The organism is Bacillus sp. FF-1, assembly GCF_028548245.1.
GTDB lineage: Bacteria > Bacillota > Bacilli > Bacillales > Bacillaceae_G > Bacillus_A > Bacillus_A paranthracis.
This window is the reverse complement of the sequence record NZ_JAQQGG010000010.1, coordinates 69,305-89,720: the sequence shown is the minus strand read 5'-3', so window position 1 is coordinate 89,720 and position 20,416 is coordinate 69,305. Positions and strand designations below refer to the sequence as shown.

General features: G+C 34.8%; 21 protein-coding genes. 5 read left to right on the top strand and 16 right to left on the bottom strand.

Annotated elements, in window-relative coordinates; genetic code table 11:
* Window positions 1-77: 77 nt before the first annotated feature.
* From PQF83_RS24890 to PQF83_RS24865, 6 genes are all read right to left on the bottom strand, one after another.
* Window positions 78-3,425 (bottom strand): glycosyltransferase, encoded by a 3,348-nt coding sequence (locus tag PQF83_RS24890; protein ID WP_000414327.1) that lies wholly within the window; start codon window positions 3,423-3,425, stop codon window positions 78-80.
* 177 nt (window positions 3,426-3,602) lie between these two features.
* Window positions 3,603-4,973 carry an anti-sigma-I factor RsgI gene (rsgI, locus tag PQF83_RS24885; RefSeq protein WP_000981257.1) on the bottom strand — a complete coding sequence of 457 codons (1,371 nt, stop codon included), beginning with the start codon at window positions 4,971-4,973 and terminating at the stop codon, window positions 3,603-3,605.
* A complete protein-coding gene (gene sigI / locus PQF83_RS24880) occupies window positions 4,963-5,685 on the bottom strand; it encodes an RNA polymerase sigma factor SigI (protein ID WP_000950302.1) in 723 nt (240 codons plus the stop codon). The genes rsgI and sigI overlap by 11 nt, the downstream gene beginning before the upstream one ends.
* Before the next feature lie 554 nt (window positions 5,686-6,239).
* Window positions 6,240-7,001, bottom strand: a complete 762-nt coding sequence (locus PQF83_RS24875) for a glycosyltransferase (protein ID WP_000136100.1) — start codon at window positions 6,999-7,001, stop codon at window positions 6,240-6,242.
* A 336-nt stretch (window positions 7,002-7,337) separates the two neighbouring features.
* On the bottom strand, window positions 7,338-7,649 hold the full coding sequence (locus tag PQF83_RS24870) for a YbjQ family protein (RefSeq protein WP_000637502.1): 312 nt from the start codon (window positions 7,647-7,649) through the stop codon (window positions 7,338-7,340).
* A gap of 63 nt (window positions 7,650-7,712) precedes the next feature.
* Window positions 7,713-8,363, bottom strand: a complete 651-nt coding sequence (locus tag PQF83_RS24865) for a CPBP family glutamic-type intramembrane protease (RefSeq protein ID WP_000008257.1) — start codon at window positions 8,361-8,363, stop codon at window positions 7,713-7,715.
* A 615-nt stretch (window positions 8,364-8,978) separates the two neighbouring features.
* Between PQF83_RS24865 and PQF83_RS24860 the strand changes: the two genes are divergently transcribed.
* On the top strand, window positions 8,979-9,569 hold the full coding sequence (locus PQF83_RS24860) for a TetR/AcrR family transcriptional regulator (RefSeq protein WP_000169674.1): 591 nt from the start codon (window positions 8,979-8,981) through the stop codon (window positions 9,567-9,569).
* A gap of 369 nt (window positions 9,570-9,938) precedes the next feature.
* Here the strand turns inward: PQF83_RS24860 and PQF83_RS24855 are convergent, their stop codons facing one another.
* A complete protein-coding gene (locus tag PQF83_RS24855; protein WP_025991629.1) occupies window positions 9,939-10,418 on the bottom strand; it encodes a hypothetical protein in 480 nt (159 codons plus the stop codon).
* 16 nt (window positions 10,419-10,434) lie between these two features.
* Window positions 10,435-10,914 carry a GyrI-like domain-containing protein gene (locus PQF83_RS24850; RefSeq protein ID WP_000801047.1) on the bottom strand — a complete coding sequence of 160 codons (480 nt, stop codon included), beginning with the start codon at window positions 10,912-10,914 and terminating at the stop codon, window positions 10,435-10,437.
* 110 nt (window positions 10,915-11,024) lie between these two features.
* Here PQF83_RS24850 and PQF83_RS24845 point away from each other — a divergent pair, with 110 nt between their 5' ends.
* Window positions 11,025-11,987: a helix-turn-helix transcriptional regulator gene (locus PQF83_RS24845; protein WP_000755050.1), complete on the top strand. Its 963-nt coding sequence runs from the start codon at window positions 11,025-11,027 to the stop codon at window positions 11,985-11,987.
* Between the two features lie 143 nt (window positions 11,988-12,130).
* On the opposite strand, the gene PQF83_RS24840 is transcribed toward PQF83_RS24845, so the two are convergent.
* The 5 genes from PQF83_RS24840 to hcp form a co-directional block, all read right to left on the bottom strand.
* Window positions 12,131-12,880: an ABC transporter permease gene (locus tag PQF83_RS24840; RefSeq protein ID WP_000837820.1), complete on the bottom strand. Its 750-nt coding sequence runs from the start codon at window positions 12,878-12,880 to the stop codon at window positions 12,131-12,133.
* On the bottom strand, window positions 12,881-13,642 hold the full coding sequence (locus PQF83_RS24835; protein ID WP_000063322.1) for an ABC transporter ATP-binding protein: 762 nt from the start codon (window positions 13,640-13,642) through the stop codon (window positions 12,881-12,883).
* Window positions 13,643-13,797: 155 nt separating this feature from the next.
* Window positions 13,798-14,139: a DUF1048 domain-containing protein gene (locus PQF83_RS24830; protein WP_000889650.1), complete on the bottom strand. Its 342-nt coding sequence runs from the start codon at window positions 14,137-14,139 to the stop codon at window positions 13,798-13,800.
* Between the two features lie 75 nt (window positions 14,140-14,214).
* Window positions 14,215-14,535 (bottom strand): PadR family transcriptional regulator, encoded by a 321-nt coding sequence (locus tag PQF83_RS24825; protein WP_000429483.1) that lies wholly within the window; start codon window positions 14,533-14,535, stop codon window positions 14,215-14,217.
* Window positions 14,536-14,958: 423 nt separating this feature from the next.
* Window positions 14,959-16,245, bottom strand: coding sequence for a hydroxylamine reductase (gene hcp / locus PQF83_RS24820; protein ID WP_002163570.1), 1,287 nt, complete (start codon window positions 16,243-16,245; stop codon window positions 14,959-14,961).
* A gap of 242 nt (window positions 16,246-16,487) precedes the next feature.
* Between hcp and PQF83_RS24815 the strand changes: the two genes are divergently transcribed.
* Window positions 16,488-17,540 carry a hypothetical protein gene (locus PQF83_RS24815; protein WP_025991628.1) on the top strand — a complete coding sequence of 351 codons (1,053 nt, stop codon included), beginning with the start codon at window positions 16,488-16,490 and terminating at the stop codon, window positions 17,538-17,540.
* A gap of 582 nt (window positions 17,541-18,122) precedes the next feature.
* On the opposite strand, the gene bla2 is transcribed toward PQF83_RS24815, so the two are convergent.
* Together bla2 and PQF83_RS24805 are read right to left on the bottom strand one after the other, a co-directional pair.
* Window positions 18,123-18,893 (bottom strand): BcII family subclass B1 metallo-beta-lactamase, encoded by a 771-nt coding sequence (gene bla2, locus PQF83_RS24810; protein WP_000799225.1) that lies wholly within the window; start codon window positions 18,891-18,893, stop codon window positions 18,123-18,125.
* Between the two features lie 145 nt (window positions 18,894-19,038).
* Window positions 19,039-19,320 carry a MazG nucleotide pyrophosphohydrolase domain-containing protein gene (locus tag PQF83_RS24805; protein ID WP_001028126.1) on the bottom strand — a complete coding sequence of 94 codons (282 nt, stop codon included), beginning with the start codon at window positions 19,318-19,320 and terminating at the stop codon, window positions 19,039-19,041.
* Window positions 19,321-19,431: 111 nt separating this feature from the next.
* Between PQF83_RS24805 and PQF83_RS24800 the strand changes: the two genes are divergently transcribed.
* Window positions 19,432-19,722, top strand: coding sequence for a DUF3784 domain-containing protein (locus PQF83_RS24800; RefSeq protein ID WP_000171761.1), 291 nt, complete (start codon window positions 19,432-19,434; stop codon window positions 19,720-19,722).
* A gap of 28 nt (window positions 19,723-19,750) precedes the next feature.
* On the opposite strand, the gene PQF83_RS24795 is transcribed toward PQF83_RS24800, so the two are convergent.
* Window positions 19,751-20,032, bottom strand: coding sequence for a hypothetical protein (locus tag PQF83_RS24795; RefSeq protein WP_000397700.1), 282 nt, complete (start codon window positions 20,030-20,032; stop codon window positions 19,751-19,753).
* A 132-nt stretch (window positions 20,033-20,164) separates the two neighbouring features.
* On the opposite strand from PQF83_RS24795, the gene PQF83_RS24790 reads away from it, so the two are divergent.
* Complete coding sequence (locus PQF83_RS24790; RefSeq protein ID WP_000819249.1) at window positions 20,165-20,359, top strand: hypothetical protein; 195 nt, start codon at window positions 20,165-20,167, stop codon at window positions 20,357-20,359.
* The last annotated feature ends 57 nt before the right edge of the window (window positions 20,360-20,416 follow it).

Genomic DNA, 20,416 nt, shown 5'->3' with positions numbered 1-20,416 from the left:
TCTTATAGATACAGATGTATGTACTCTACACTCAGCTCACTAAAATTAATAAAAAAGAGAGCAGATAACCTGCTCTCTTAAGATGCCTCCTTATGTTCCGTGGAATGTTTTACACTTCCTATTCTCTTTAGCTTATTCCAACCTACCGCTACTCCTCGAATCGATGAGAATATAGATTTAACGACAACATAAGTCATAAATTGACGATAAATAAAGCGTTGTAAAATTAACCATACTAATGGTTTCGGATTCTCTTCCTCTAATTTAAATGCAAATAGAGATGCGAGAAGATCCATTAAAAAGAATACAAAATAAAATCCTAAAACTTTTAGCGGATCACTACTAAATAACCCCATAATCATTAATATATCTGCAAAAGGAGCAATGAATTGCAAAACATATTGGAATAACCACATGTTAGGCAATGCAATAAATCCTAACGTTTTATGCTTTGAATTACATAACGCTTTTCGATGTTTCCAAAGACATTGGAGTGTACCATATGACCAACGATATCGCTGTTTAATGAGACTTTTCACATCTTCAGGTGACTCCGTAAAAGCATACGCTTTTTCTTCATATACAATTCTATGTCCTTGACGTAAAAATGTAATAGTAAGATCTGTATCTTCTGCTAATGTATCTTCGCTTAAATATCCCGATTCAACTACATTCTTCTTACGCCACGCCCCAATAGCCCCTGGAACTACTGTAATACAATTTAATTCATCAAAAGCTCTACGTTCTAAATTAAATCCTGTTATATATTCAACATGTTGCCAAGTAGTTAACAAGTTTCGTCTATTCCCCACTTTAACATTACCTGAAACTGCTGCTACATTTTGATCTTCAAAGTGTCTAACCATGAGAGAAATGGCGTCTTGCGCAATAATAGTATCCGCATCTAAAGTGACAATAATCTCTCCTCGCGATTGTTGAAACCCTAAGTTCATTGCCGATGATTTCCCGCCGTTTTCTTTCTGAATGAAACGAACTTTAGAGTGTTTATAAAATGTTTCTTGCATTACTTTTGACGTACCATCTGTCGATCCGTCATCCACAACAATAACTTCAAATTCTCCATACTTACTATCCAAAATTGAGCGAATCGTCTTAGCTATCACCTTTTCTTCATTATATGCTGCTATGACAACACTAACAAAAGGTTGATAGGACGAATGAATAGTGTGAGGTAGCGTTTTTCTTTTCTGCTTCCATGCAAAATAAATTAAGAATAAGAATCGAAAAATCCCTAATCCAATAGCGATATAAAAAATAGTTGTTAATATATGTTTAAAGTATCCCGCCCCTGAAAAGACAGCTTTATTGTAAAGTAAATATTGCTTCCCCTCAGAAGAAACAGGAGGCATAATTTCATCACGTTCTTTATTCATTAAATCTGAAATTGTTACAAAACTATATCCATGCTTTTTTAAGTCTTTAATAATGATCGGCAACGCCTCTACCGTATGGGTACGATTCCCTCCCGCATCATGGAGAAGAATAATATTTCCCTCTCCCTTATAAACGGGATTAAGAGCACGCATTACTAATTCATTTGTTGATGGTGTTGCCCAGTCCTCAGGATCCACTTTTTCTGCTACCATTGTATAGTTCATATTTTGTGCTCGTAAAATAGGCAATATTTCATTTGAGGAATCCGGGTTAGCATCCGCTTCGTATGGTGGCCTAAACAAAACTGTAGAATGCCCAGTTATTTCCTGGATCAGACGTTGCGTCGTATTAAGTTCTACTTTTGTTCGTAGTAAAGACGTATCAGCTACGTTAGGATGCTTGAAAGTATGATTGCCAATTTCATGCCCTTCATCGTATATTCTTTTCACAATACTAGTATTTAGTTGTGCGTTTTCACCAAGTACAAAAAAAGCAGCTTTGATCTTATTCTCTTTTAATATATCTAAGATTTCCGGCGTATATTTCGGGTCTGGTCCATCATCAAATGTTAGTACTACTTGTTTCCCTTTCGGTTTTCCATATCGTTGCACTTCGTATGCAGATGGTAAGGATTGATATACTTCATCTGTAAGATAACCATCTTTACCTACTTTAAAATCTCTCAATCCATTTTGCTTTTCATTCTCAATCTGTAAAATTTCACCTTGTCCAGAATAATTCACTTCATCTAAACTAGTGATTTTATGTAATACATCAGGATTTTTTTGTGCCTCAATCGGATTTTTTAAAACTTTCCATATTGTAGGATCTTCTGCTCCTAATCTCCATAACGCAAACCCCTTTGCTTTGTTGTCCATTGCGATTTTCACTTGATTATAGAGAGTAACGCCGTCTAAGAACCAAGCAGTATGTTCTTTATCTCCTGTTTTATATCTAAAATAAGGATTTCCACTCATCTTATCCCATTGAATATTCATATCTGAATTATGAGCCATTACCATAACTTCTGAAAAAGTTAAAGATTTCGCCGGTTCCTTACTATTTACTTTCCAATCATATCCATAGTTACCGAAAGCAACTATAAGTTTATTAGACGGAATATTCAGTTCTTTTAATGTATGTTGAAACCATTTATTTGAAGCAATTGGTCCTGGCTCTCCTGCTCCATAGTGCTCATCGTACATCATTACAATCATTCGATCTATTATTTTTGCTAACGCACTATAATCAAAAGCCTTATCATTAGCTGGAACATCTTGTGTAACGAGCAAATCATGTTTATGAAAGACCCTAGTAAGTTCTTTCATAAAATTTGTTACGTTTTCTCTATCACTTTCAGGTACGGCCTCAAAGTCAATATTAATACCCGCAAATCGATTCTTTTCAACTTGCTTTACTAAATCATTTATAAACTTTGTCTTTACATCATTTGAGGAATTCAGCAACTTATGAATTAGCCCACTATCCGGACCAGAAGCTTCCTCAGTATAGTTAGTTAGTAAAGGCATAATTTTCACTTGATTTTTTTCTGCTAACTTTACTATCTCAGGTTTTATCTCACTTCTAATCGTTAAATCTGCTTTTAAATGATACCACTCTGGTACTAGCGTGGTTAATGAATCGATATTTTCTTTTAAAGAAGCGGTACTATTTTCATCCCAGTTTACATAAAAACCATACACTTCTTTACGTTGTTTACTATCCTTCGGCGAATTCACCAAATTTTTATTATCCTTCGTTTCGGTATTTGGTTTAAACTCTTCCTTCTTTAACTGCTGATCACTAAGTTTTTGATTAATTGGTACAAGTTTATTATCTTGTTGTACAGCTGTATTCATATTTGGAATTTCTGGTGTTGAAAAAATACTTTGAAAGAAAAAATAAAATACAATACTTACGCTAACTATTGAAATACATAGAAACGAAATAAAAGCTATGTTTCTTCTTCCTTTCGGATCATAAAAAACAGGTTTTACTTTATCTTTCTCTTGTTGAATGTTTTTCTCCATTATATTTTTCACATACTCCTTCTTAATAGAACGATAGAATAATAAAGTACAACTTTAAGCAGCCCAACTCCCACCTAACTTCTTTGCCCTAGCCAAATTTTGAGATGGGAGTTTTACTGCCCGCAATAGTGAGATAACTCCTTTTCACTTTAAAACGAATCTCCCACTTCTATATTTCTATTGATTCTTCTTTTCATTCCCTTGCTGGTGGCCTCTATTTTCTTGTTGAGATCCCCTACCATTATTCCCCTGCTCGTTTCCAACATTTTCTTTTTGGGATCCTCTTCCATTGTCACCTTGCTGATTCCCATTATTTCCTTGTTGAGATCCCCTACCATTGTCACCTTGTTGATTCCCATTATTTCCTTGGGGTACTCTTCCGTTGTTTCCTTGCTGGTGCCCATTATTTCCTTGGGACCCTCTTCCGTTGTTTCCTTGCTGATTCCCATTATTTCCTTGGGACCCTCTCCCGTTATTTCCTTGCTGATTCCCATTATTCCCTTGCGATCCTCTTCCATTGTTCTCTTGCTGGTGCCCATTATTCCCTTGCGATCCTCTTTCGTTGTTTCCTTGCTGATTTCCATTATTCCCTTGTTGGGATTCTCGACCGTTGTTTCCTTGCTGATTCCCATTATTTCCTTGTTGGGATTCCCTACCGTTATTCTCCTGCTTAGTCCCTCTATTTTCTTGCTGAGATCCTCTACCATTGTTTTCTTTTATTTGCTTCGTTGGCTGTTCCTCTATTTTCTTTTGTTCTTTATGCTCTGGCTTCTCATATTTTTTGTCTTTTACAGAAGACAAATCTGGCGCTACATCAGGAGATGAATCCGGCTGCGATTGTAACTCTTCTTCGTTTTCCACCGGATTAGACGGCGTGGCCGGCGGCGTAACCGATTTGTTCTTCTCATTCTCTTGCTTTATATAGACACCTGTGCCCATTCCAGCTTTTCTAGCATTCTCTCGTACTTGCATCGTGCTACTTTGATATTCGACTGTAATATGTTTTAGCTCATATTCTTTCTTTAATTCTTTCATTACCTTTTCCAACTTCGGTTCTAGCAACTTATCCTTTGCAATAGCGGTTAGCATAACTTGCTTATCATTCGTTAAATACTTATCCTCTTGACTCTGCTTTATAATTGTACGTATTACTTCTTGCAATTGTTTATTTTCCCATTGCTTTAATTCTTTTAAAATACGCCTTCCATCATCATTACAAGCTTGTAAATCTATAACGCGAAGATCCTTCGTTACACTCACTTCTAAACTTGGATTTATATCAACTGAGACGTAAGCGAATACTTTTTCTTCCGGTTGGTTGTAGAAAAATAACAGCGCGCATAGAAAACAAGCAACAAGTAATGATGCCGGCTTTAAGAAATAAGGAATTGAAAAACGCGATACTTTTTGTTCTTGCTCATCAAATGAAATTTCCTCTCCAATCATGCAAGAATCCCCTTTTCTTTTACACGTAATAAACTCTCCATTTGGCGTTAAAACAACTACGCTATGTTTTTTTATATCCATCACAATTCCTTTATTCATCATGCTTCCCTCCCCTTATATAATCAAGAATGTATGTATAGTTGTTTGCGAAGATAATACACATTGCAATGATATATTTTCTATGCCGCTCCAACGTTTTACGACTTACCCTAACACGCGGTTCAATATGTTTAAGTGGTAATTTTTTCTTTCGGAACAGCTCCTCCATCATTTCCTCTTCTTTTATAATCATCTTTACAATTTCTATTAAGTGTTCACGCGTATCACGATGCTTAGGAGATTCTTTAGCAAGCTCTGAAAATGTGATTTTAAACTCAGCTAACACACTTTGAAAATGAAGAATTTCCTCCTTACGGTTACTATTATCCATCTCTTTCATATACTCCGTAAGCGACACTTGCATTTCTAACATTTCCTCTTGCTCATCTTCTTTTAAAAAGACACGATTATGCTTAGACTCCTTGCGTATATAGTCAATTACATCTCTTTTTATAAGAAGATCAGCAAACGCTAGAAAAGATTTCCCTTTTTTATATGAATACTGTTCAATTGCTTCGTTAAACGCAAACAATCCAATACTATATTCATCATCCTGTTCTGTAATATATCGGCGGCAGACAGACGAGATTGATTTTCTAATAAACGGCTGATACTGTACGATAAATGCTTCTTTATCTTCTTCGTTATTTTGTATGTTACATACGATATCTTCTATTTTCGGTTTTCTTAAGATCTTCATTACTAAACTCAACACGGGTAATCTCTCTCCCTCCTTCTGCTTGAAATAGAAGAATGGTCACTAAACAAGTGACCATTCAACCACATTTTCTTTAGGCTTGTCTTCTTGTTGTTCATATTTTTCAAAGCCAACTTTTCTATCGTTCTTACAGTTAGGCTTACATTTCACTCTACTTTCTTATTTTCTTCCGCTTGTTTTGCTTGCTCTGTTTCTATTTTATCTGCAATCCTTGCATAACTCTTCTCTATATCATTGGTAATTTCACCCTTTTATTTCGGATGCCCCACTTAATCTAGTAATTTTATTAACACATCAATATTCTTTCATAATCAATTTTCTTCTATTTATTTTCTTCACTATACATATTCGGAGGAATACAAAGTTTTATGGGGGTCAAAAAATATTTTTTATAAAAAATACATATTTATTTCAAAAATAAAAACCATTGATTTGAAAAAGGGCTAATCAAATTGATGGTTTTCTTATCATATCTATTAAATTAAGTTAGGCTCTCATTATGTATAAAAAAATCTGCTGTTCTCCCTATTTCCTGCCGCTTTTCTCCATCGTTATCTTTCTTGATTATCATAATATGTCTTATCTGCATATTTTTGATCATTTCCTTTTAGATAAGCTAATATTACTTTTGGATTTTTAAGTAAAGCCCAGTCTCCATATGTATCAAATCTTCTGCATGAAGTTATCATGCCATTTTTAATGGTACCAAATTTCTTATTATTTCGTTTTCCCCATTCTTTTAAGCGTTTCGCGAAATCTGCATCTTCTGCCATAAGCATGTTTTCATTAAATCCGTTAATTGCCATAAAATCTTTTCTATAACACCAAAAAATCCCCACAGATATAGCCCCGTACTTAAAAAGTAAGGGAATTATAATTAGAATTGCAGAAAAGAATATTCCAAAAGACATTCTTTCGAACTTCCCATTCACCCCACCACCAATATATTTACCTGAAGATAAATATTTATCTACATTAGATAACAAAGACTCTGTCATTATCGTATCAGCATCTATAGTAACGATTATTTCTCCACTAGCTATTTCTGCCCCTGCATTTCGGATTTTAGATAAGTTTTTATCTTCATTTTTTAATGTAATACAATCATAAGATTTTGCTATTTCCTCTGTTTTATCTGTGCAACGATTTAAAACAACTATAACTTCCGTTTGCTCTTTATATGCCACTGATGCTTTTGCAATTGAATCCAAACATTTTCTAATGTACTTTTCTTCATTATGTGCAGGGATTATAATAGAAAACTTCACATCTTTTTGTAAATCGCTCCCTGAAGATTCGTTTATTTCAGTCATAATATTCCCCCTTATTTTAGATAAATATATGTTATACATAACATATATTAAAATTGATTAAGTTTTATTATAAAAAAGTACTTAAAACAATATAGACATATTATTTTAATTGTAATAGGGCTACTATTAAGCTAACAAAAATTGACGTTGCATAAGCTTAGCTTAATAGGGACGTGTTGGGCCCTCTATATAAAAAACCACAGTTTACACCCAAACTGTGGTTTTTTGACGTACAATGATTTATCAACTTCTGTTTTTAGTCTTAAAATCTGCAACAGAACCAGGATCCCTCCTGAAAGTATAAATTCCAAGGAGGGAATCCGTTTTTTTATTTACTTATATACGTACAGCTGTACCACTTACAGCAACCATTAACATTCCATCACGAACAACTTCGTAATCTACGTCAATACCAACGATAGCGTTCGCACCTTTTTGTTTTGCAAGTTCTTTCATTTCATCCATTGCGATATCACGAGCTTCTTTTAGCTTACTTTCATAAGAACCAGCACGACCACCGACAACATCACGAACAGAAGCGAATAAATCGCGTACAATGTTGGCCCCCATAATAGCTTCACCATTTACAATATCAATATAGTCAATAATTTCTTTACCTTGAATTCCAGACGTTGTTGTTACAATCATGTTTGACACCCTCCTAATTTTTTATAATATTCAACTGCATGTGTCTCTCTATGACATATGCAATTAAATAAAAGGAATAAAATTGTTTAACATATGTATCGCTATAACATATGCAAGGGATCTATTAGAAATAAGATAAGCTGCAGTAAGCATCACCGCGCCAGGTAAATATATAGCAATATCCGAAAGTTGGTTCGTGTGAAGAAGTGTAAAAATTATAATCGAAACGATGGATGCAATAGCAGTACCAACATATTCCGAAAAACGATTTACTAATATATGGCGAAATATAATTTCTTCAATTATTGGTCCTATAATCCCAAATACAAGTAATGTGAATATAATAGGCATCTCTGCGCCATTTGTAAGGATCTGTTCTTGGTTCTCTGGCTGACCTGTATTTAGAAAATGCATAATAGAATTTTCCACAATTATCATAAGTAAAACTACCATAGGAATGCTTACTATTTTCAAAATTGTTTTCTCTTTAAAATAAGTAAAACTTTCAATAATTTCTTTCCTAAAGAAAATGATTCCTACAATAGCAGGTACAGTCACACCGATGGCACTAAGAGCAAATTCTGATTCAACTAAGTTGCTGTTAGTTAAAAGGGATATGCCAAATAATATGAACAAGCCAATTTGAAGTAGTGCAAACAGTATATAAACTATTAGCATAATAAGTTCTTTTGTATTCGTTTTTATAAAGCTCACTTTATTACCTCCATAATGAAATTACTTAGAATCTTTGATTTTTCTTTCTGCATAACGTTCTCCTTCTAAATATACTTATATAAATTCCAGACCGGACGGTTCGGTCTGGAAACTAATGATACTATAAGTTTCTAGTTTTTTAAACCCCCTTTATAAATTATTTACAAAATCAAAACGGTACAAAGCAAATAAATTTATATTTCAGCTCCTGATTTACAATCAAATTCCAGTACTCATTCATTATTAACAATTAATCTTTTATAGTATGAAGTGATACGGCTTTTAACCGCAAGATCTCCTAATTAAACGAAGTGAAAATGAGAGTAGTTCAAACATTTTAGCTAAACATATTAATTAAAATTATATATAATACTCATATGTCGATACGGTAAAATTAGTTGCATGATATGACTGAATTAACCAACTGGTCATATTGTTTTTGACAGAAAATTCATTCGAATAGTATGGATAATACAGTTTGAGGTTTCCATCAGATAGGAATTGATAAGATATTTTTTGTTCCAAACTTATTTCTACTTACAAAAAAATCAAGAAAATAGAGGGTAAACATTACCTGGAATATTAAGCTCGTTTTTATTAGGAGGACTATAAAGCATGACTAAAGTTGATACAGTAAAAGAAAAGATTATTGAAACATCTTTATATTTATTTAATACTAATGGGATAACTCGCACATCCATTCAGGATATAATGACAGCCACTGAACTACCGAAAGGATCTATTTATCGTAGATTCAAAAATAAAGAAGAAATTGTTCTTGCTGCCTACGACAAAAGTGGTGAGATTATGTGGAGTCATTTTCATAAAGCAATGGAAAATAAAAAGACAGCAATCGATAAAATCCTTGCAATTTTCCTTGTATATCAAGATGCAGCTAATAACCCTCCTATCGCTGGAGGCTGTCCATTACTTAATAGCGCAATTGAAAGTACTGGCGTATTTCCAGAATTACAAAAAGCAGCAGCAAAAGGCTATGATGATACAGTAATGTTAATGGCTTCTCTCATAAAAGAAGGAATAGAGAAACAAGAACTTAAAGAAGAGATAAACATTATTTCGCTCGCTTCTTTCCTTGCCTCTTCAATGGAGGGCGCTATTATGGCAAGTCGTGTATCTAACGATAATATACACCATCATTATTTTATTGAACAAATAAAACATCATCTTTTCTCTTATTCTAAATAAGTGAGAACTTGCATTGCTTTCATTCAATTTTTATAGACTTAAATTGAATAAACCCCTCACATAAAGAATGCTTTCTATTTATGTGAGGGGTGAATAGTTTTTAGCAAAGGTAGCTTTTTAGGCGTTGTATATTATGCATACAACCAATCTATTTTTTTACATACCTCTCCTCACTATCTTGACGTGGATTTTAGGTTCTTATTTGTTACTGGTTAACCAAAAACTTTATAAAATCTCACATGTTCTTAGCTTGATAGCGATGCGCCGCTTCCCTATTTAAAAGAATGTAAAAAAGGCCAACAATTCAAGATTGTTAGCCTCCATATTCCATAATCGTGCATTTTAAAATACTACAAACGACTGGATTCTTCAACTTACACTATATTCTCCTTTAATTACAAAAAACGAACCCCGAATTGTTCCAGCTAATTTAGACTTCTGCCTAGCAAACTTAAATTTCTCTGCCAATTCTGTTGGTACCTCCATTCCATCAGAAAGCTTAAATCCAACAGCCCTCTTCTTCGGGTTATCCAATGTATACATGACGTTAATCACAAGACCATCTTCATAAAAGACGTATGCAAACTTAATATTTTCCACTTGAAAATACGATGTTTCTAAAGGTTTCGCCGCAAATTCAATATCACGTTCTTCCTTCAAAATGCGGTTCACATAATCAAGAGTCTTCTGGCTTGCACTAGCTGGTACAACTATAAATTCATGCTTGTATTTATTCATAAAGTAACGGGCTTCATGAGCACGTAAACCAGCTAGGGCTTCTACTATAGGTGAAGACTCTAAACCAACTGTAGTTACATTTTTAAAATCAACGATACAGGACAATTTCATCTCTCCTTTTAACTATTTACTTCCTAACAACCGGAATCCACATTTCACCAAACACTAAACCGTTTCTTTTCCCCATCTCAACCGTCGTATTTGGTCCACCAACATAAGCAAAATCTGTTGCTTCTCGTAAAGCCTGACCGAAGGCGATACCAGTAAGCTTATTACTTAGCTCTTCAGCTGTTTTGTCTTCCCCTTTTACTACTAAGTATTCTCCCTTAGGAAACTGAATCACTCTAGATTCTTCTTCTATTTGTGCTTCTGTCATGACGCCCGCATAATACATCATCTTGTTATTCACCGCTTCGCTCACAGAAAAAATGTAATCATTTGTAGCTAGAGCTTTTAAAGTATCCAACCTTCCATCTTCTTTAACAGCCGACCAAAAGTCTTCCTTTTCTTTTTTTATTCCAACAAAATCTGTATATTCACTCTTAATTTCAGTTCCAATACCTAACACAATAAAGCTATCTTTTTCTTCAATCGTATAATTTTTCATATTCAAAACCTTCCTTCTTTTAAAATGAATCAAATGATTTATCTTTTCATCTGATGAGTTTATAATAACTTTAAATCATGTCAAAAAATGATACTGTTTAGGAGAACCAAATGAAAAAAGTTGAACGGATTAATACAATTATGCGGTATATCAACAATCGCTCCCACTTTACAATTTCAGAAATCATACGAGAATTTAACATCTCTCGATCGACAGCTATTAGGGACATTAGAGAAATAGAAGCTATGGGCATGCCACTTGTTGCTGAAGTTGGGAGGACTGGGGGATATTTTGTTATGCATAACTCTATCCTGCCCGTTGTTCGCTTTACTGATAACGAAGTGAAAGCTCTTTTTATTGCCTTTATGGCTACAAGAAATCAACAACTTCCCTATTTAAAAAGTCGTCAATCTTTAGCCGAAAAACTGTTAGGACTCATCTCAGAAACCCAGCAAGATGATATCGTTCTTTTAAATCAACTCTTGCTGTTTGAAGGGACTAACCCATATAACCCTGATCTACTTGAGCTTTCTGACCTCCCTCACCCTATGTTAGAAAAACTCATCCAACTCCTTCTTTTGGATAGACATTTATTGATTTCCATTAAAGAAGAGAAAGAAATCAAGTCTTATTCCATTTATCTATTACACCTGTATCAAGAAAAAAGTCAATGGATCATTGAAGGTTTTGACTTAAAAGAAGAAAAGAAGAGAATGTTTCCTGTCGATCATCTCATCCATATCGAACCATACACGACGAAAAAAAAGCTAAATAAGAAAAAGATTTTAGAAAAACTAAGTAAGAAGGATGAAGTGATTAACCTTATACTTGAACTTGGTCCAAAAGCAATTGCCCAATTCAAAAAATACCACCCTTTCAAAATTTCAATATCTTATACAAATCCTTACCAATCCACAGCCATTTTAAAAACATTTATCAATGTTAACAATTCGGATGAAGTAACGGAAATAGTAAATTGGCTACTTTTCCTAGGGAAAGATATTACAATTAGGGAAATGCCTGAAGAAATACTAGAGAATTTACAAAAGCAATTGTGCTTTTACACTCCATAAGCAGTGAGCCATTGTCACTGGGTAGATATCCTTTTTTAATATCATTTTATTTACTACAGCGAGAGCACAACAAATAATAAAAGCACGGAAAATCTTTCCGTGCTTTTTCAAAGATATATATTATTTCGGACGATTTATTTCACTTACCCTAACTGACGTTTAAATGCTTTACTAGCGAAAAAGTAAGAGATGATCATGATCCCTACGCACCAAGCGAGCGCAATCCAAATATCGCTTCCAACAGATCCTTCATATAAAAGAGCACGAATCGCATTCACGATTGAAGTTACAGGCTGGTTTTCAGCAAATGCACGAACAATTTTCGGCATCGTTTCGGTAGGTACGAAGGCCGAACTAATAAATGGAAGAAAAACGAGTGGGTACGAATATGCTGTCGCCCCTTCCATAGACTTCGCTTTCAGCCCTGGAATGATAGCCAACCATGTTAGCGCTAACGTAAACATCCCTAGTATCCCAGCTACTCCAAGCCAATCTAGAATATTCGCACTGGAACGGAAACCCATTAAGAGCGCAACAAGAATAACAACTAAGATAGTAAGTACATTCGCAACAAGAGAGGTTAAAACGTGAGCCCACAATATCGATGAGCGCTTAATAGGCATCGTAATGAAACGTGCCATAAGCCCACTCTTTATATCCGTAAATAATCGTACAGAAGTGTAAGCGACACCAGATGCGATAGCCATTAGCAAAATTCCTGGCAATAAATAATTGACGTAGTTATCTGTTCCTGTTTGTATAGCCCCACCAAATACGTATACAAACAATAGCATCATCATAATCGGTGTAATCGCTACCGTAATAATTGTATCTGGACTACGCATAATATTGCGCATTAAGCGCCCAAGTAATACCCCTGTTTTGCTTTTCATTTACATCTCCTCCTTTTTGCCAATGATCGCAAGGAATATTTCTTCCAATGTAGGCTGCTTCTCGATATACTCCACTTTTGCTGGCGGGAACATCTCTTTCAGTTCAGTAAGAGTACCTGTCGTAATAATTTTTCCACCATGTAAAATAGCGATACGGTCAGCTAATTGTTCTGCTTCCTCTAAATACTGGGTTGTTAGTAAGATAGTTGTTCCTCCACCAGCAAGCTCTTTAACTGTATCCCACACTTCAATGCGCACTTCAGGATCAAGCCCAGTCGTTGGTTCGTCAAGAAAAATAACTGCTGGCGCCCCGATCAAACTCATCGCGATATCAAGCCGGCGCTTCATCCCGCCTGAATACTGATCTGCCCTTTGATTGGCCGCATCTGTCAGGCTAAATCTATCAAGCAAATCGTCAGCAACTTGAGCAGGATTGGAAACACCACGTAACTTGGCAATCATGATTAAGTTTTCCCTCCCGGTAAGCATGCCGTCTAAAGCTGCAAATTGTCCTGTCAAACTGATACTTTGACGAACATGATCTGGTTGGCGCTTAATATCAAATCCGCAAATACTTCCTTCACCGCTATCTTGTTTCAGTAGCGTCGAAAGGATGTTAACCGTTGTCGTCTTTCCCGCTCCATTTGAGCCTAGCAGCGCGAAAATTTCTCCACGCTGCACCTCAAAATCCACTCCCTTTAAGACTTCTTTATCTCTAAAAGCTTTTTTTAACCCTTTTACAGAAATCGCTGCATTACTCATACTTTTTCCCCCTTATAAAATTAAATTACCTGCACCCTCTATTTAGTACCACTGATAATCTGTATTACTTAGTAGTGGTTTAAAAATATAACTGAATAGCGATGGCGTTAATTCACATTTATGACCAGCTAATCAGTCGGTATTACTTGTTGCATTTATTTTTTTCTCAATTTCTTCATAATACTTTCATTCAAATCTTCACGATACTTAGAAACATACGTTTTAGCGTTTGCCACTAGTTCGTCAGCAAAAGATGCCACATCTTCCCCAGTAATATCTAGCACTTGTCTCCCTTCCGCTGCACCAGCTTCAAACAAATCGATTAATTCGTACTGAATGTGCAGCATATCCATCCCGTTTCCGGTCGAAAAATTCCACATGTAGTTTTGAATTTTCTTAAACACAAACTGATAGTCTTCTGGCAGTGCTGCAACACGTGCCATCATCATTCTATACTCTTTTTTATCACCAATTAATTTTTTGAATATTTCCAACATCTTATTTTCCTCCTTTTTTATAAAGCAGAACCAGAAACTCTCCAAATATGAGCCGAAACATTTTATATTATGAGGCTAGTTTGACTTCAAGACGTTAATTTTTGACGATACAAAATCCCATTTTTTCCAAAACAATTCAAGTTCCTGACGTCCAGCTTCATTTAATGAATAAAACTTACGAGGCGGTCCCATATCTGATGGTTTCTTTTCAATATTCACAAGCTTTTTCTTCTCTAATCGTACGAGGATAGTATAGACTGTTCCTTCCACGACTTCTGTAAACCCAAGATCATTCAGGTGGCGAGTAATCTCATAACCATACGTTTCACGGCGACTAATGATTTCCAGCACACACCCTTCCAGTGAACCTTTCAACATTTCAGTTAAATTTTCCATGTTCTGATCCTCCTTTACCCCCTATTCTGTCTGACTTATATTCAGTATTACAGAGTACTAAGGCGAATTTTTACTGAATAGCTTTTGAGTAAAACTACACTATTCAGTATTACTTATTACAACTACATTGTATGACTAAGTAGCGGTACATGTCAACTGATTTTCAAATTTCTTCTAAAATCCGCTATTACCTATTATTTAGTGAAAAGTTTTTTAAGAAACAACACTACTCAGTATCACCTATTACAACTACATTGTATGACTGAGTAGTTGTAAATGTCAACTCGATTTTTATATTTTTCTAAAATCAACTACTACCCACCCCGCTAAGAAAAGAAAATACCCCAAAACAATAATTCTATATTATTGTTTTGGGGCGCTATAAGCTAGCTCTTCTTCTGAATAAGACCAATCATCCTCTTGTTACGATAACATCATATCCATATCTTCTGCTGCATTTGTAATTAATTTCAAACCGAATGTTTCTTGTAATACATCGAGCACGCCAGCTGAAATAAATTCAGGCGCCTTTGGACCGATGCGAATATCTTGAATTCCAAGACTAAATAGCCCAAGCAAAATAGCAACCGCTTTTTGTTCAAACCAAGATAAGACAATGCTTATTGGCAATTCATTCACTTCGCATTGGAAAGCATCAGCTAAAGCAGCCGCTATTTTCACTGTAGAAATGGAATTATTACATTGTCCTAAGTCGATGTAGCGCGGAATCTCGGTACCAGGTACAACGCCGTAATCCACATCATTGAAGCGGAACTTTCCGCAAGAAGTCGTTAAAATCACTGTTTCAGGCGGAAGTGACGTTGCTAATTCACGATAATATTCTCCGCCTTTTCCTGGAGCATCACAACCTGCAATAACAAAGAAACGCTTAATCTTTCCTTCTTGTACTGCCTCAATAATTTCTGGGGCTAATGATAATACTGTATGATGATGGAACCCTGTTACTAACTGTTCATCCGATTCCATATGTACTTCTGGAAGTTCTAGCGCTTTTTGAATCAATGGTGCAAAATCATCATTTTCAATTTTTTCTACGCCCTCTAAACCTGCAATATCATACGAAAAGAATCGATCAGAGTATGATCCTTTAATTGGCATAACACAATTCGTTGTCGCTAATATGGCGCCTGTAAATTTTTCGAAAAGACGTCTTTGATCATACCATGCCTTACCAATGTTCCCTTTTAAATGCTTATATTTTTTCAGCTGCGGATAACCGTGCGCTGGTAGCATTTCAGAATGCGTATAAATATTAATTCCTTTTCCTTCCGTTTGCTTTAATAGTTCTTCTAATGCAAATAAATTATGGCCTGTAACTACAATAGCTTTACCCTCTACATGGTTTTGTGTAATTTGAACAGGCTCTGGCACACCAAAGTGATTCGTATGTGCCTCATCTAACAACTCCATTACTCGTAAAGCTGATTTCCCAACTTTCATAGCCATATCAATATGTTCTTGTTCATTAAAATTAGAATTTGTTAATGTCATGTACAGTGCTTCTTGCGTCGTAGCATCTACAAAAGCATCCGTATACCCTAGCTGAGCAGCATGCGTACGATAAGCCGCAATTCCTTTTAACCCAAAAACAATCGTATCTTGTAAACTCGCAATCGTTTCATTCTTGCCACAAACACCCATTACTTTACATCCGCCTGTTGGGGTTTGCTCACATTGATAACAAAACATATCATCCCACCCTCTCCCAATCATTCATTACACCCTAAGCATAATATCCATTGAAAAAAAGTGATGTGATATCAATCACAATAATATATAAAGATTTGTGACAGTTCATATTGTTGACATAATATTTTTACTATATCCTGGCATTCATACTTGCACATGATTTATTTGCATCATATATCGGTACACTTTTAAGGAATACAAATATCATATCCACCTAACATTTCACAAAATTTTCCTTACTGATGGTACAATTAAAGTTATGGAGGGATAATATGATGGTTTACTACGGAACACTGTTTCTTATACTCGGTATTGCAGTATTTCTGTTTATTATGGCTGGGTCACGAAAAATTAGAAATAAAAATCTTTCATTCATATTGATCGCTTTAGGGATAAATATACTTGTAAGCCCAATGGCACTTTTTATAGGTGGGATGGCAACGGATTCTCCATATAGTACTGCACTTGATTTTTGGAAAGGATTTTTCTTTATTCAAGGAATACCTCTTTTCTTACTACTTATAGCTTTCGTTTGGTGGCTTATTCGCCCACCAAAAGTAATAGCTCCAACGAGTATTGAAAAAGACCTTGAACAAAATAGTAAAAGCACTCAGAAAAAAAGGACACGAGGTCGTCCAATTACTGCCTTACGTATTGTAATTCCAATTATTTTAGTAGTAGGCTGTTTGTCTTACATTTTGTATTTACAGGACATTACACTAGAAAAAAGTCATTCTCCAAATAATAAAAATACGATTAAAGTAGTGAAAATAGATTCAGACTCTTCTCATGGTTCCTCTCCTGTCAGAATTAAATACGGCTTATGGGAACATTTTGACATAAGTATTGCAAATGAGGGAGAACGCCTCGATTCCTCAAACGTTTTCGTAGATTGGAAAAACGATTATGAAGCAACGATAACACTACGAGGAAAAGAATCCGTACCTGAAGTTGTGGAATTTAACATATCAAATAAATCCAATGGTCCTGTTTTTAAGAAGGTACAAAAAGTGGTCAGTTCCTTTACCTTTCAAAAAAGTGAATCTCCAAATCTCATAAATATTATCGAGCTTAGAGAAACAATAAAATCAAAAGGACCAAGTCCCAGCTCAACTGTAAGAATCTATTATGGGAAAAGAGGTAGCATTTTAGAAAAATATAAAGAGGTCACTCTTAAGGAAATGTATACGACAGACAACTTCAATATCAATTGGAGAAACGATGAACAAGTACAGGTAGAAGTAATAGAGGAAAATGTAGTAACATCTAGCATCGTGATTGATTTATCAAAATGAATCTATTTTTCACATATTATAACTGCGTTCTATCCGGCACACGAGAGATACATAGTATTTACAAATAAAGTGAAACTTTAATCAGTGGGGGGGCATCCCCCACTAATTATTAGTTGAACCAATCGGACTTTTATGGGCAGTTGATCCCCCACCTAACTTCTTTGCTTTCGCTGAATTTTGAGGTGGGGGTCTTACTGCCCATTAAAGCGGGATAAATAAATTTATAGACTGATGAGTCACCCCTTTCTTTACAATACATTTACACTATCTTAACATCGTTTACATTATTTATATGATATATTTATATAGAATCTACTTAATAAATTTCATGTACATTGTTATCTTTATAATCTCTGATTTAATTGATAAGAGATTATGTTATATTTTTTATACCAGGGGTGAATGAGGATGACTGAAACTTTAAAAACACTTATTATGCTTGATGCTACTTACGTTGTTATCGCAATTATGACGGTACTGGTATTTGTATACTTGGAATTAAAATCTCAGTAACGTATGCGGACTTCGCATTTAAATATAGTTAGAAGAAAGCGAGGAGAAAATTGTTTCTCCTCGCTTTTTTTATTTCAACAAATCCAATGTATGTAAAAGTAATCCTCTATCCCCTACTTCTCCATGACCAGGCACTACTAAATTTATATTTCCATATCGCTTCAGCACATTTTCAATCGATGTGGACCATTCATTTACATAAGCATCAGCAACATTTCCTAAATCTTTCGAGGACGCAGACTTAACTAAACAGCCTCCAGCTAAAATTTGATATTGTGGCAACCAAACAACAATATTATCTTCTGTATGTCCCTTCCCTGGATAAAATGTTTCTACTTTCATATTTCCAAACTTCAAATTTGTAACGCTTTGTAAGTCTCCAAGTGGTTCTTCATATCCATTTTTCTTTGCTAATTCCGCAGTTAACGCTGTACTATGCGCTTTAATGCCTCTTTCTTTCAATGTTTTCATTCCACCAATTCGATCAGCGTGTGCATGTGTAATAATGACATCTGTTACGCGCTTCTTAAATTTCTTTTCTACCATCTCTATTAATTCCTTCGTTAACTTATCATCCCAAGAAGAATCAACAAGTACTAACCCTTTAGAAGTATTGAGGACTAAACCGTTCGAAGGAACTGCTTCTCCGCTAAAATAACCTAACTCCGTATGAACCCATACATTTTTGTTTAACTGAGAAATCGAAATAGTTCCTGCCTCATTTTTTATTACTTTATGCTCTACCGTTCGTTCTGCTTGTACAGAAGAAATTGTACTAACAAATGGAGTTATTCCTAGTAAACTAACACATACCCCTAATTTTAATAATGTATTTTTCATTTTCTCCACCCTTTCTTTCAAACAAAATAGTTATTACCTATAATAGACAATTCATCTTCAGTGTTTGTTCCATCTTTTCTTACATATTTTTTTCATACCATTAATAAAAAGCGCACAAAATTTTGTACGCTTTTTAACTTCCCTTTTACCATTCACGTTTTTTATTAATCATCATTTTTTCTTCAAATGCCTTCTCCAAATCAATTTCTAACTTGTTTGCTAAATCACATATATTCCAAATGACATCAAACATTTCTAAACCGATTTCTCTTTTTGCATCTTGTATTTTATCGCGCTTTAATATAACTTCCGCTAATTCCCCTAATTCCGCCATTGTATACATTGTACGCTCTTCAATTGTTGTATCTTGAAATCCTTTTTCTTCACTGAAATTTGATACATATCTCTGGAATTCCACAATATTCATACTTAATCCCCCTTCATGATACATACTCCATTTTCTATTACACTTATATTTTGTTAAATTATAACATTCATACTATAATTGATTTATAGCCCTTTAACGGAGGTGTTCTCAATGACTCTCTTCGCTTCCCCATCATTATTCATACTAGCAATCATTTCATTTGCACTAGCTTATTTCATCGGAGTAAAACAATACACTTGGCTCTTATCAGGATTCAATGAACGCCGTGTACCAGAAAAAGATAAGTTATCAAAAATAGTTGGTCTTTATAATTTAACTGCTGGTGTTATTGCCACAATTGGTAGCGTCTTCCTTACTCCTAATGTAAAAATCTTATTTCCTATCATTATAATTGGACACTTTATAATCGCTGCTTATGTAAATACACGCATGGTGCAGTGAAAAAAGATCACCCACACGGATGATCTTCTTATAATTTATCAACATATTGCTTCGCTTCTAGTAAAGAAAAACCAAAAGCTTCTCTTACTCTCTTAACTGCTGTAACTGTTTTTCCTTCTTCCATAAGCTGCCGCAACTCTTTATTAATTTCCGGTTCTCTATCTACAATTCCCATTTCTTTCGTAATTAGCTGTAACCTATCTTCCATTCGCTTTAAACGCGCATCCGTTTTCTTTTCAATTTTATTTAACTTTTCAACGATATAAATAAACCCAAAGATCGCTATCGGTATGATCATCCAAAATTCCATGACTATCCCTCCTCACTAGCTTTCATTTGTTTTATTTCACTAACTTATGTAAATTTTACCACGAAACACATTTAATGTATAATAGTAATATACAACACTGTTGATAAACCTTTTATTTCAGGGGGACACTTTATGAAAAGATTTTTTAAGACGTTACTACAATTTGTAGTTCTTTCAATTGCACTACATTTATTATTTGATATCGTTGGCTGGCTTGTTTTCAAGGCACCAATTCAAAACAAACAAATCATTATTTCATTAATTACAGCCTCATGGCTTATGTACATGTACCGCGATAAATTTTTTAAAACATTCACTTCGAATTAACTAAAACACTTCATCTTTGATCGATGAAGTGTTTCTTTTTCTCTCATTCTCTCTATT